This is a genomic window from Streptomyces boncukensis (assembly GCF_011045075.1).
Classification (GTDB): Bacteria; Actinomycetota; Actinomycetes; order Streptomycetales; family Streptomycetaceae; genus Streptomyces; species Streptomyces boncukensis.
Genome location: NZ_JAAKZZ010000192.1, coordinates 1 through 12,529 on the forward strand (window position 1 = coordinate 1; position 12,529 = coordinate 12,529).

Consider the following 12,529-nt stretch of genomic DNA (forward strand, 5'->3'; position numbering starts at 1 on the left):
GAGGCGGGCTCCTCGGCGCGGTCGACGGTGGACACGGGGGCCTCCTGCGGGGATGGCGGAGCGGCCGTTTGGTAGACCAAACGACTTTGGTATACCAAAGCGCTCCCATGATGTGACCGTCAACACCCTGTGCGGTATCCGCGCCGTTAAGAGTGGATGACGGCCCCGCCGCTGCGGCTACGCTGACGGAGTCTCAGCGATCAAGGACGCCGGGGAGTCGAATGACCGCGGAACGCACCGACCAGCCGCTGGGCGCCGCTCGCGAGCGCGTGCTGGCCCTGCTGCGGGCCGACATCATCGCCGGGCGGCTGCCGCCCGGCGAACGGCTCGTGGAGCGTGAACTCGCCGACCGCTTCGGCGTCTCCCGCGCCCCGGTCCGCGACGCCCTGCGGGCCCTGGCGGCGGAGGGCTTCGTGGCCGCCGAGTCCCCGCGCCGCACCGTCGTACGCCGCCTCACCCGCACCGACGTCGCCGAACTCTTCGAGCTCCGCGAGGCGCTGGAGGTGCACGCCGCGGGGCTGGCCGCCGAACGCGCCCGCCCGGACGACCTCGCCGAGCTGGCCGCGCTCCTGGAGCGCGCCGCCACCGCCACGGCGGACCGCGACGCGGACGCCATCACGGACGTCAACACCCGCTTCCACCACCGCATCCTCGCCACCGCCGGGAACTCCCTGCTCTCCGCGGCGCTGGAGCCCGTGGAGGGCAGACTGCGCTGGCTCACCCGGCGGAACGAGGAGTGGCCCACGCTGCTCGCGGAGCACCGCGCCCTGTACGAGGCCGTCGCCTCCGGCGACCGGGAACGCGCCCGCGCCACCGCGCTCGCCCATGTACGCGCCAACCGCGCCGTCACCCTGCGGCTGCTGTTCGGCGAGAGCGACCCGCACCGCTGACGCCCCGCGGCACCGGGCCCGCCCGCTCGCCGGGGCCTGCCCGAGGTAGTGGTGGCCTGTCATGCGGCACCAGGCGGGCAGGTCGAGCGAGGCGGCCGGATCCGTGGCGACCCCGTGCACGACCGTGCCCGCCTCGGCGCCCTCCTCCCGGCGGATGCCGTCCGCCGTCCGCCGTCCGTCAGGGCAACCGCCCTGGAGCGCGCACCGGCCGGCGCCTACCCTCGTCCCATGGAAGCACTGGCCGCACGGCTGTCGCACCTGGATTCGCACGTCCACGGCTCGATCCGGGTCGTCGCGTTCTACGACACGCTGATGCGCCGCCGGGTCGACCTTCCGGCGCTCGTCCGGGCCTCGGCGGGGCTGGCCGAGTGCGTGGCCGGGGTCCGGCTGCACGGCACCGGGCAGGTGATCCGGTGCGCGCCCGACGGCAGGGAGGCGTCCGGCGCGCCCGCTGCCGCGTCCAGCACGACGCCGGTCGTCCTGGACGAGGAGGAGATCGGCACGGTGTGGGTGGAGCGCCCCGGCCCGCCGGGGCCGCTCGACGACATGCTGCTGGAACGGCTCGCCATCGCCGTCGCGGCGGTCGCCGAGCGGTACGGACCGGCCCGCACCACCATGGCCGACCCCGCCCTGATCGAGCTGGTGATCAGCTCCGACAGCGACGAGGCGGCCAGGGCCCGGGCGCTCCGGCTGCTGGGGTTCGCCGCCGAACTGCCGGTCCGCGTCGTCGCGGTGCGCTCCCGGCACCCCCTCGACCGGATCAGCGGCCTGCTCTGCCCGGACCGCCCGGTGAAGGCGGCGGCGCTCGCCGGCGTCGGCGTCGTCCTGGCCGCCGCCGTCGAGACGGCCCGGCTCCCCCCGGACGTACGCGCCGGCATCGGCGCCGCCGCGAGCCCCGGCCCGTCCTGGCGGGAGGCCCGCACCGCCCTGCGCTTCACCACGGCGCGCCGGCCCGTCGTCCGGCACGACAGCCTCGGCGCACTGGCGCTCCTCGCCCAGGCGCCCCGGGAGGCCGTGCGGGACAACCCCGACGTGGCCGCCGTCGCCCGGCTGGCCGACGGCCCCGAGGACCTGGAGACCCTGGACGCCTACTGCGCCACCGGCTCCCTGCGCCAGGCCGCCGGGCTTCTCCACCTGCACCACAGCAGCGTCGCCCGCCGGCTCGAACAGATCGGGAAGACCCTGGATTTCGAACTCACCGAGGCACCGGGCCTGGTGCGGGCCGGGCTGGCCCTCACCGCGTGGCGGCTCCTGGACGGCTGAGGCCGCGCCGGCCGCCGGAGGCGGGGCTACCCGGCGGACAGCGCCTCCCGCACCGCCTTCGCGGTGGAGGCGGGGTCGTAGTCGTCGGAGACGCCCTCGACCAGGATGATGTCGCCCTCGATGTGCCGCGAGCGCAGCGGCGCGATCTCCTGGTAGGCGGGCGACTCCCACCAGGCCCGGGCCTCGGCGATACCGGGGAAGCCGATCATCACGAGGGACCCGGGCCAGCTGCCCTCCATGACCTCGTGCTGCACGCCGTGCACGAGGAAGCGGCCGCCGTACGGCTCGAAGGTGCCCGGGATGCGCTCGATGTACTCGGCGATCTCCGGGTGCGGGGCGGCGTCCTGCAGATGGGCTATGGCGTAGGCGGGCATGATCTCCTCCTGACCGGTCCGGCTCCGTACTCCGGTGATCATGGCAGGTGGCCCCCCGGGCGTCGATGACGTCGCGGGTAAGCGCCCCGCGCACCCCGGCCGGCCGGGTCAGAACGGCGGCTTCCAGGGAACGACCCGGAAGTTCCCCGTTCCGCCCCTGACCTTCTCGAACGGCGCCGAACTCACGCACGGCGCCAGGTGCTTGTCGTCCACCGGGCTGCCGGTGGCGGCCCAGCTGTAGCCGAGCCGGTCGTGCCCGCCGCGGTCGTGCACGGTGACGCCGACGCGGCGGCCCTTCGCGCCGGGCAGGTCGGAGTCGGTGATCACCCCGGAGACGACGGCCACCTTGCCGCCGGTGACCAGGCAGTCGACCCTGGCCTTCGCCCAGGCGCCCGCGCCGTCGAGGTAGTGGCTCCACCGGAAGGTACCGGTGGCCTTCTGCGGGTCGCCGTTGTGGGCGGCGGCCAGACGCGCGTCGAAGGAGAACGTGATGTCGTCTCCGGCCGATCTGTGGAGCTTCGCCGTGCCGGTGAGGGCCGCCGCTTCCCGCTCCCCCGGCCGGGGCGCGGCGGTCCGTTCCAGCTCGGCGGCCGTCGCCGCGGCGCTGCCGGCCGCGACCACCACGAAGAGAGCGGCCATGGTCGCGGCGCGGAGGCCGGTGGGACGAGGGCGACGCGCACTGCGCATGGGACCAGCTCCTTTGCGGATGTACCCGAATCGTGCGGATGGGCAGCAGCCTCGCGGGTGCGGCTCCGCCGCGCATCGCCCCGCGGACGCAAGACGCACCGCCGCGCGGCGGACCCGCCGATCCCGCGACTCCCTCTCGCGGACGACGGGACGATCGGAACCCGGCACACGGGCGTAGGCCGATGGTCCGGCCCGCCGCCCGATGTGCCCGCTGGGGAAGGCGTGTCGGATGGACCCATGGGTGATCTTTCGACGGATCCGGGACCGGCACTCCGCAAGCGGCTGGCGGCGGAGAGGAACGTCTGGCTGTGCACGGTGCGTCCGGACGGCTCGGCGCATGTCACACCGGTCTGGTTCGTCTACCGGGACTCCCGGTGGTGGATCGGCGTGGACGGCGACTCGGTGAAGGCCGGAAACGTCCGGGCCGACCCCCGGGTGTCCCTGGCCCTTGAGGACGGACGGTCGCCGGTCGTCGCCGAGGGAGAGGTCTCGCTGCTCCCGGACGGCTTCCCGCCGGGAGTCCTCCGCGTGTTCGCGGAGAAGTACGGATGGGACCCGACCGCTCGCACCCGCCCGGGGGTTCCGCGTGTGCTGCTGAGCGTGCGGGTGCGGCGCTGGCTGCTGCGGGGTACGGCCCGGTGAGCCGGCGCGCGGGCCGTACGGCCGACGGGCGCCTCAGGGCAGCAGGCCCCGGCGGCGTGCGGTGACCACGGCGGCCAGCCGGGTGTGGGCGTCCAGCTTCCGCATGGCGCCGCGCAGATACGACTTGACCGTCTCGGGCAGCAGGGAGAGACGCCGGCCGGCCTCGGCGTTGCTGCATCCCAGCGCCACCTGCGCGAGGACGTCCAGCTCCCTCGGGGACAGCGGCGAGGGCGCCTCCGGTTCCGGGTCCGCGCCGAGTCCCGCCAGGCGGCGGGACGCCTCCAGGAGCCGGTCGCGCAGCGCGTCGTCCGGCACGTCGTGCGCGATCGCGCGGAGTTCGGCGTGCACGTGGCGGACCTCTTCCGTCGCGGCCCGGTCCCGGGGCAGGCCCCGGTCCGTCGCCGCGAGCTGATGGAGTCTCAGCCGGCGGTCGACCTCGTCCCGGATGGCGAGTTCCCTGGCCAGCTGCCGCGCCGCTTCGGCCATCGCGTCCGTCGCCAGGTCGCCGAGCGGCGCCGCGCCGCGCGAGGCTCCGTACAGCACGCCGCGCACGGAGTCCGACACCACGACAGGGACGGCGGCGATGGAGCGGATCCCCTCCCCCTCCACCACGGCGTCGTAGTCGTGGGTGATGGTGTTGGCCGAGCGGTAGTCGGCGACGGCGACGGGCCTGCGCCGGGCCAGCGCCTGCCCGCCGAGGCCGGCGCCGGCGACGACGTCGAGTCCGCGGATCGCCGCCGTGCGGGCGCCCAGGAACTGCGACAGATGGACGACCTCGGTGCGCACCTGGCCGCTGAAGAGGAGGGGGAGGTCGGTGCGCCCCTGGACCTGGCGGAGGGCGTGCCGGAACGCGTCGCCGTCGTCGGGCCGCAGCGTTCCGTCCGGTGTCTCGGGCAATGCCGCTACCTCTTTTCGGGGGTAGTCGGGCCTCGGTGTGACTCGGAGTATAGGTCTGCGCGCGCCTTTGTCACTGCTCGTCTCCGTACTTGTGGAGGTAGCCCGTGTCCGTGATGCCGAAGGTGCCCAGTTATGCGTCAGGGACGTCCGACAAGCCGCTGCTCGGCGATACCATCGGCGACAATCTCGGCCGTACGGTACGGGCGTTCCCCGACCGGGACGCGCTGATCGAACGCGCCTCCGGGCGCCGCTGGAGTTACGCCCAGTTCGCCGCCGACGTCGACACCCTGGCGCTCGGGCTGCTGTCCCTGGACATCGGCAAGGGCGACCGCGTGGGGATCTGGGCGCCCAACTGCGCGGAGTGGACGCTCACCCAGTACGCCACCGCGAGGATCGGTGCGGTCCTGGTGACCGTCAACCCCGCCTACCGCGCCCATGAGCTGGAGTATGTGCTCAACCAGGCCGGGATCCGGCTGCTCGTGACCGCGGAGCGGTTCAAGACCTCGGACTACGCCGCCATGGTCACCGAGGTGCGGCCGTCCTGCCCGGAACTGGAGCATGTGGTCCCGCTCGCCACTCCCGTCTGGGAGCGGCTGCTGGAGCACGGGCGGCGGGGCGACCCGGCGGCGCTGGCCGAGCGGCAGGCGGAGCTGAGCCCGGACGACCCGATCAACATCCAGTACACCTCGGGGACGACGGGGTTCCCCAAGGGGGCGACCCTGTCGCACCACAACATCCTGAACAACGGCTTCTTCGTCGGGGAGCTGTGCGGCTACACCGAGCGGGACCGCGTCTGCATCCCGGTGCCCTTCTACCACTGCTTCGGCATGGTGATGGGGAACCTCGCGTGCACCAGCCACGGCGCCGCGATGGTGATTCCCGCCCCCGCGTTCGAGCCCGCGGCCACCCTCGCCGCGGTCGAGGCGGAGGCGTGCACCTCGCTGTACGGGGTGCCGACGATGTTCATCGGGGAGCTCGCCGACCCCGGTTTCGCCTCGTACGACCTGTCCACCCTGCGCACCGGCATCATGGCCGGGTCCCCGTGTCCGGCCGAGGTGATGTCCCAGGTCATCGAGCGCATGGGGATGGCGGAGGTGTCCATCTGCTACGGCATGACGGAGACCTCGCCGGTATCGGCGCAGACCCGCGCGGACGACTCGCTGGAGCGGCGGGTGGCGACGGTCGGCCGGGTCGGGCCGCACCTGGAGGTGAAGGTGGTGGACCCGCACACGGGCCGTACCGTGCCGCGCGGCGAGACGGGAGAGCTGTGCACCCGCGGCTACTCGGTCATGCTCGGCTACTGGGAGGCGCCGCGGGAGACGTCCGAGGCCATCGACGCCGCGCGCTGGATGCACACCGGCGATCTCGCGGTCATGGACGACGACGGCTATCTCAGCGTCACCGGCCGGATCAAGGACATGGTGATCCGCGGCGGGGAGAACATCTATCCGCGGGAGGTCGAGGAGTTCCTGCACACCCATCCGGACGTGCTCGACGTCCAGGTGATCGGCGTGCCCGATCCGCAGTACGGCGAGGAGCTGATGGCGTGGATCCGGATGAAGGACGGCGCCGCGCCGCTGGACGCCGAGGCGGTGCGCGCGTTCTGCGACGGCAGGCTCGCCCACTTCAAGGTGCCGCGCTATGTGCACCTCGTCGACTCCTTCCCGATGACCGTCACCGGCAAGGTCCGCAAGGTCGAGATGCGCCAGGCCGCGGTGCGGCTGCTGGAGCAGTCCTGGTGAGGCGGGGGAGGCGGCCTCCGGTTCAGACCTCCGGGGCGCGCACGGCGACGGTCCGGCCGCCGTCGTTCATGGACGCGAGGACGGCGTCGGCGACCGCCGCCGCGGTGAGGCCGTCGAGCGCTGTGGCGAGCGGCGCGGCGCCCCGGGGCGCCGCGCGCCCGGAGCCGATGGCGTCGGTCCATGCCTGCAGTTCGAGGCGGTAGGCGTCGGCGAACCGGGGGCGCCAGTCGGCGGGGTGGCCGGTGGAGCGGGTCCGGTCGGCGTCGGTCACCAGCCGTGCCGGGTCGGTGAGGGCGAGGGTGCCCCGCTCCCCCACCACCTCGCAGCGGATGTCGTATCCGTAGCCGGCGTTGAGGAAGGTCTCGGCGGTGGTGAGGACGCCGTCGGCGGTGCGCAGCAGCATCACCTTCGGGTCCCGCAGGCCGGCCGCCGCCGGGCTGGGGCGGGCCGCGTGAAAGCTGACCTCGGTGATCGGGGAGTCGAGCAGCCAGGGCACGGTGTCGAACTCGTGGACGGCCGAGCCGGTGACGCCGGACGCGTCGGTGCAGCCGGGCGCGGCGCTGACGCCCCGGCTGACGCAGTGCAGCAGCAGCGGCGTTCCGCAGGCTCCCGCGGCGAGGGCCGCCTTGAGCTCCGCGTGTGCGGGGTCGAAGCGGCGCATGAAGCCCAGGGAGATGAGTCCGCCGCCCGCCCGCTGCTCCGCGCGGACCACGGAGGCGCACTCCTCCGTCGTGGGGGCGAGGGGCTTCTCGCACAGCACGGGCTTCCCCGCGCGCACGGCGGCGACGGCCAGCTCTGCGTGCGTGCTGTCGTGGGAGGCGATGACGACGGCGTCGACGCCGGGGTCGGCGATCAGGGCGTGGGCGTCGCCGGTGGGCCGCGCGCCCGGCGCGAGGGCCGCGGCGGAGGCGGCGCGCGCCTCGTCGGTGTCCGCGACCGCCGCGACCTCGGCGCCGGAGACGAAGCGGTGCAGGGTGCGCACATGGTCGGCGCCCATGTTGCCGGCGCCGACCACCCCGACGCGCACGGTGCTCATACCAGGCTCACCCACGTCCCGCGCTCGGCGGAGCGGGCCATGGCGTCCAGCGCCACGGCACTGGCCACGGCGTCGGCGGGGGTCGCGCCGTACGGGGTGTCCTCGGCGACCGAGCGGAGGAACCGGTACGCCTCGATGACCTTCAGGTCGTCGTAGCCCATGCTCGTGGCGGCGCCCGGCTGGAACGCGCCGTACTCGCCGTGCCCCGGGCCCGCGTACAGGGTGCTCACGGGCTGGTCCTGGTAGTCGCCGCCGCGGCTGACGCGCAGCTCGCCCATCCGCCGGAAGTCCCAGAACACCGCGCCGGTGGTGCCGTGAATCTCGAAGCCGTAGTTGTTCTGCTCGCCGGCCGAGACCCGGGACGCCTCCAGGACGCCGCGGGCGCCGGAGGTGAAGCGCAGCAGGCAGCTGACGTAGTCGTCGTTCTCGACCGCTCCCGACTCGCCGCCGGTTGCCCGGGTGTGGCCCGCGGTGGCGCCGGTCGGGCGGGGCCGCCGGGGGACGAAGACCGCGGTGTCGGCGGTCAGCGCCGCGATCTCGCCGAGCAGATGGCGGGCCAGGTCGACGCCGTGCGAGGCGAGGTCGCCCAGGACGCCGCTGCCGCCGCGCTCCCGCTCGAACCGCCAGCTCAGGGCCCCTTCGGGGTGGGCCGCGTAGTCGCTGAGCAGGCGGATCCGCACATGGGTGACCGCGCCCATCTCCCCGGCGGCCACCAGCTCCCGGGCGGCCTCGACGGCGGGCGCGTTGCGGTAGTTGAAGCCGACGGCGCCGTGCAGCCCCGCGGTGTCCAGCGCGCCGGCCACCGCGCGGGCGTCGCCGGCGGTCAGGCCCACCGGCTTCTCGATCCACAGGTGCTTGCCCGCCTCCGCCAGCGCGACCCCGATCTCGCGGTGCAGGAAGTTGGGCGCTGTGACGCTCACCGCCCGCACCCGGGGGTCCGCGGCCACCTCCCGCCAGTCGCGGGTGGCGGACGCGAAGCCGTACTGCCCGGCCGCCTCCTCGGCCCGGCCGGGCACCTCGTCCGCGACGGCCACCAGCTCAGGCCGCAGGGACAGCCGGGGGAAGTGGTGCGGCAGCCGGGTGTACGCCTGGGTGTGCACCCGGCCCATCCAGCCGAATCCGACGACGGCGATACCGAATGTACTCACCATGACCCCTTCTTTGGACCGATCCAAAACCGTTCGATTACCATGGGCACCGCATTCGCCAGGTGTCAAGGTCTTGCCAGGAGCAGCCGCCATATGGAACGGTCCAGCCCATGAGGACTCCCACGATCCGTGACGTCGCCGCGCGGGCCGGTGTGTCGAAGTCCCTGGTGTCGCTGGTACTGCGGGACGCCCAGGGCGTGCGCCCTCAGAAGCGGGCGGCCGTGCTCGCCGCCGTCGAGGAGCTGGGCTACCGGCCGAACGCCGCGGCGCGCAGCCTCAGCGAGCAGCGCACCCGCGCGGTCGGCGTCCTGCTGAACGACATGCGCAACCCGTGGTTCGTGGAGCTCCTCGACGGACTCAACGCGCGGCTGTACGACAGCGGCCTGCACATGCTGCTGGCCGACGGCCATCTCAACCGGCGCCTCGGTGAGGACCTGACGCGCACCTTCACCGAGCTGCGCGTCGACGGACTGGTCGCCGTGGGCACCCTGCGGGACCCGCAGGCGCTGCGCGGCGCCGCCGGGCGGGTCCCCACCGTCGTCGCGGGCACCCGGGAGCCGGCGCTGCCCGGCGTGGACATCGTCGCGGGCGACGACGAGCACGGCGCCCGCCTGGCCACCGAGCATCTGCTGGACCTCGGCCACCGGCGCGTCGCGCACATCGCAGGCCGGGGCGCCGTCGGCGACCTGCGCCGCCGCAGCTTCGAGGCCACCGTGCGCGAGCACGGGCTCGCCGACGTGTCCGCCGTCGAGCGGGGCGACCTCACCGAGGAGGGCGGCTACCGGGCCACGGTGCGGCTGCTGAGCCGGTCACCGCGGCCCACCGCCGTCTTCGCGGTCAACGACGTGACGGCCGTGGGCGCGCTGTCGGCCGCCGAGGAGAGCGGCCTGGCGGTCCCCGGCGACCTCTCCCTCGTCGGCTACGACAACACCTATCTCTCCCGGCTGCGGCACCTGTGGCTGACCACGGTGGACGGCGCCAGCCACGACGTCGGACGCCGGGCAGCGCAGCGTCTGCTGGAGCGGATCGAGGAGCCGGGGCGCCCCGCCGGGACCGACCTCGCCACGCCCTCGCTGGTGGTGCGCGGTACGACGGCGCCGCCGACAGACGCGGGCTGACGCGGGCTGACGGATCCGGGCCGCCGGCTTCTGCTCCCGGCCGCGCGGCGGCCGTGCGGAAACGCTCGCGGCGCTCCCCCTCACTCCTCCTTATGCGCCGGGCGGGCGCGGGCTCCGGCCGGACCGGCCGTGCCGTTCGTCTCCTGCGCGTCCTGCGTCGCGGCCCAGGTGCCGAGCAGCCGGATCGCCTCGCCGGAGGGCGATTCGGGTTCCGCCGCATAGGTGTAGAGCCAGCGCTCCCCGTCCTGGAGCCGCAGCGCCTCCACATGCATGACGAGCCTGCCGACGACGGGGTGGTGGAACCGCTCGGGGCGGTGGCATCGCGCGTCGACCTCGTGGTCGGCCCACCAGCTGCGGAACTCGGGGCTGGCAACGGAGAGTTCGCCGACCAGCGCGTGCAGGGCCCGGTCGCGCGGGTAGCGGCCCGCGGTCTCCCGCAGCACCCCGACGCTCACCCGCGCGATCATCTCCCAGTCGGTGAACAGCTCGCGCGTCGACGGCTCCAGGAACAGCCAGCGCGGGTGGCTGGCAGCGGCGGACGGCATCGGTTCGAGTCCCACCAGCAGCGCCCGCCCCATGCGGTTCATCGCGTGCACGTCTCCGCGCGAGTCGACGATGATCGCCGGTGCCTGGAGGCTGTCGAGCATCAGCCGCATGCCCGCGTCGAGGGGCGCGAGCCGCAGATCGTCGGACCTGGACACGGCGAGGGTCGACCGGACGAGGTGGTGCAGGTGCAGCCTCTCGACCTCGGCCAGCCGCAGCGCACGGGCGATCGCGTCGAGCACCTGCTCGGACGGCTGGAGGTGGCGGCCCTGCTCAAGGCGGGCGTAGTAGTCGAGGCTCACGCCGGCCAACATCGCGACCTCCTCGCGGCGCAGGCCCGGGACACGGCGCCGGCCGCCGGTCTCGATCCCCACGTCCCCGGGCTGGATACGCGCCCGCCTGCTGCGCAGAAACCCGCGCAGCTCACTGTTCTCGGCCATGCCTCCACCGTAGGGCCGGTGGCGCCGGCGCGGGTAGGACTCCGCGTCCGAGGATGCGCTCGCCGCTGGTCGCGGCGGTACGCGGGCCGCATAGTCGCCGCATGACCACGACGATCACTCAGACCTCCCGCCTCGGCGACCGGACCGTGCGGCGCATCGGCTACGGGGCGATGCAGCTCGCCGGCCCGTGGGTGTTCGGCCCGCCGGAGGACCCGGGCGCGGCGGGTGCCGTGCTGCGCCGCGCCGTCGAGCTCGGCGTCAACCACATCGACACCTCGCAGGCATACGGCCCCGACGTCGTCAACGAGCTCATCGCCGATGTACTGCACCCCTACCCGGACGGCCTCGTCATCGCCACGAAAGTCGGCGGCCGCCGTACCGAGGACGGCGGATGGGTCCGGGCCTCGCGCCCGGAAGAGCTGCGCGCGACGGTCGAGCAGGACCTGCGCTCCCTGCGGCTCGACCGGATCGACCTCGTGAACATGCGTTTCGGCGTCGGGGCCAGGAGCCGGACGCCGTTCCGCTCGCCGAGCAACTCGGAGCGCTGACCGAGCTGCGCGACGAGGGCAAGCTGGACCTCATCGGCCTCTCCACCGCCTCGGCCGACGTCGTCAGGGGGCCCTGGACGTCACCCCGATCGCCGAGGTGCAGAACGCGTTCAGCGTCGCGAACCGCGCGGACGAGCCCGTCGTCGACCTCTGCCGCGAGCACGGCATCGCCTACGTCCCGTACTACCCCCTCGGCTCGGCGTTCACCGGTGGCCCGCAGGCGCTCGCCGCCGACCCGGCGATCGCGTCGGTGGCCGCCCGGCACCGCGTCTCGGCGTCGCAGATCGCGCCGGCCTGGCTGCTCGCCCACTACGACCGCATGCTGCTGATCCCCGGCACGAGCTCGGTCGCCCACCTTGAGGAGAATCTGGCCGTCGACGGCATCCGGCTGGACGACGCCGACCTCGACACGCTCGACGGCGTCGCCCACCTCGGCGCCCCGGGCTTCTAGACGGACCCGCGCCAGGCGCGGGTGCGGGCGTGGTCGGCCGCGGCGGCGAGGGGGCCGTGCCAGGGCGGGCCGTGGCCCGGGACGAGGATGTCCGCGGGGAGTGCGCCGAGCGCGTCGAGCGCGGCCCGCGCCGCCTGCGGCGCGTGGGAGAAGCAGGCGGCCAGCAGCTGCGGGCCGGTGGTCCGGGGCGCGGTGGGGTGTCCGGTGACCAGTGCGTCGCCGGCCGCGACGGCCCCGGCGTCCGGCAGGTGGTAGGCGCTGTGGCCGGAGGTGTGGCCGTGGCAGGCCACCGGCACGGGACGGCCCGGCAGGTCCAGGGCGCCGTCCGCCGGGAACGGGAGGGCGTGCGGGATCCGCAGCCGGGTCAGCGCTCCGACGCGGGCGATCCGGCCGGTCCACGCCAGGACGCTGGGCCGCCACACCCGGGGGATCAGGTCCCGGGCCGTGGCCTGCTCCAGGTGCCCCTCGCGGGCCTGGGGGACCTCGGCGGGATCCATGTAGACGGGCGTTCCGTAGCGCTCGTGCAGATGGTTCAGGCCGCCCATGTGGTCGACGTGCGCGTGGGTCAGGAGGACGGCGCGGATGTCCTCGGGCCGGTGGCCGATGGCGCGGATCGATCCCTCCAGCGCCGCGATGTCGCCCAGCCAGCCGCTGTCGATCAGCGTCAGGTCCGTGCCTTCGCGCACCAGCACCCAGTTGACGTCGGTGCCTTCCACGCAGAAGACGCCCTTCGCGACCTCGCGCATGCCT

General features: G+C 74.4%; 14 protein-coding genes. 7 read left to right on the top strand and 7 right to left on the bottom strand.

Annotation, left to right across the window (positions count from 1 at the left end; genetic code table 11):
* The first annotated feature begins 221 nt into the window (after positions 1-221).
* Both G5C65_RS19005 and G5C65_RS40160 read left to right on the top strand, forming a co-directional pair.
* Complete coding sequence (locus G5C65_RS19005; RefSeq protein WP_165300067.1) at positions 222-890, top strand: GntR family transcriptional regulator; 669 nt, start codon at positions 222-224, stop codon at positions 888-890.
* A 228-nt stretch (positions 891-1,118) separates the two neighbouring features.
* Positions 1,119-2,153, top strand: a complete 1,035-nt coding sequence (locus G5C65_RS40160; RefSeq protein ID WP_165300068.1) for a helix-turn-helix domain-containing protein — start codon at positions 1,119-1,121, stop codon at positions 2,151-2,153.
* A 26-nt stretch (positions 2,154-2,179) separates the two neighbouring features.
* On the opposite strand, the gene G5C65_RS19015 is transcribed toward G5C65_RS40160, so the two are convergent.
* Together G5C65_RS19015 and G5C65_RS19020 are read right to left on the bottom strand one after the other, a co-directional pair.
* Positions 2,180-2,527, bottom strand: a complete 348-nt coding sequence (locus G5C65_RS19015; protein ID WP_165300077.1) for a DUF1330 domain-containing protein — start codon at positions 2,525-2,527, stop codon at positions 2,180-2,182.
* 108 nt (positions 2,528-2,635) lie between these two features.
* A complete protein-coding gene (locus tag G5C65_RS19020) occupies positions 2,636-3,214 on the bottom strand; it encodes a Repetin (protein WP_241265900.1) in 579 nt (192 codons plus the stop codon).
* 237 nt (positions 3,215-3,451) lie between these two features.
* On the opposite strand from G5C65_RS19020, the gene G5C65_RS19025 reads away from it, so the two are divergent.
* The gene (locus G5C65_RS19025) at positions 3,452-3,856 is read left to right on the top strand and encodes a pyridoxamine 5'-phosphate oxidase family protein (protein ID WP_165300069.1); all 405 of its coding nucleotides are present in this window, start codon (positions 3,452-3,454) and stop codon (positions 3,854-3,856) included.
* Between the two features lie 33 nt (positions 3,857-3,889).
* Here G5C65_RS19025 and G5C65_RS19030 read toward each other — a convergent pair whose 3' ends face one another.
* On the bottom strand, positions 3,890-4,753 hold the full coding sequence (locus tag G5C65_RS19030; RefSeq protein ID WP_241265901.1) for a LuxR C-terminal-related transcriptional regulator: 864 nt from the start codon (positions 4,751-4,753) through the stop codon (positions 3,890-3,892).
* Positions 4,754-4,866: 113 nt separating this feature from the next.
* Here G5C65_RS19030 and G5C65_RS19035 point away from each other — a divergent pair, with 113 nt between their 5' ends.
* Positions 4,867-6,495 carry an AMP-binding protein gene (locus G5C65_RS19035; RefSeq protein WP_206441989.1) on the top strand — a complete coding sequence of 543 codons (1,629 nt, stop codon included), beginning with the start codon at positions 4,867-4,869 and terminating at the stop codon, positions 6,493-6,495.
* A 22-nt stretch (positions 6,496-6,517) separates the two neighbouring features.
* On the opposite strand, the gene G5C65_RS19040 is transcribed toward G5C65_RS19035, so the two are convergent.
* Together G5C65_RS19040 and G5C65_RS19045 are read right to left on the bottom strand one after the other, a co-directional pair.
* Entirely contained in the window at positions 6,518-7,531 is a 1,014-nt protein-coding gene (locus tag G5C65_RS19040) for a Gfo/Idh/MocA family oxidoreductase (protein WP_165300071.1), read from the bottom strand.
* On the bottom strand, positions 7,528-8,682 hold the full coding sequence (locus tag G5C65_RS19045; protein ID WP_165300072.1) for a Gfo/Idh/MocA family protein: 1,155 nt from the start codon (positions 8,680-8,682) through the stop codon (positions 7,528-7,530). The genes G5C65_RS19040 and G5C65_RS19045 overlap by 4 nt, the downstream gene beginning before the upstream one ends.
* Before the next feature lie 107 nt (positions 8,683-8,789).
* Between G5C65_RS19045 and G5C65_RS19050 the strand changes: the two genes are divergently transcribed.
* A complete protein-coding gene (locus G5C65_RS19050) occupies positions 8,790-9,797 on the top strand; it encodes a LacI family DNA-binding transcriptional regulator (RefSeq protein WP_165300073.1) in 1,008 nt (335 codons plus the stop codon).
* A gap of 80 nt (positions 9,798-9,877) precedes the next feature.
* On the opposite strand, the gene G5C65_RS19055 is transcribed toward G5C65_RS19050, so the two are convergent.
* On the bottom strand, positions 9,878-10,780 hold the full coding sequence (locus G5C65_RS19055; protein ID WP_165300074.1) for a helix-turn-helix transcriptional regulator: 903 nt from the start codon (positions 10,778-10,780) through the stop codon (positions 9,878-9,880).
* Positions 10,781-10,881: 101 nt separating this feature from the next.
* On the opposite strand from G5C65_RS19055, the gene G5C65_RS40765 reads away from it, so the two are divergent.
* Entirely contained in the window at positions 10,882-11,328 is a 447-nt protein-coding gene (locus G5C65_RS40765) for an aldo/keto reductase (protein WP_165300075.1), read from the top strand.
* Between the two features lie 97 nt (positions 11,329-11,425).
* Positions 11,426-11,779 carry an aldo/keto reductase gene (locus G5C65_RS40770; protein ID WP_165300076.1) on the top strand — a complete coding sequence of 118 codons (354 nt, stop codon included), beginning with the start codon at positions 11,426-11,428 and terminating at the stop codon, positions 11,777-11,779.
* On the opposite strand, the gene G5C65_RS19070 is transcribed toward G5C65_RS40770, so the two are convergent.
* Positions 11,776-12,529: MBL fold metallo-hydrolase (locus tag G5C65_RS19070; protein WP_338146524.1), on the bottom strand; the 754-nt coding region annotated here is incomplete at its 5' end. The two genes, G5C65_RS40770 and G5C65_RS19070, sit on opposite strands and share 4 nt — an antisense overlap.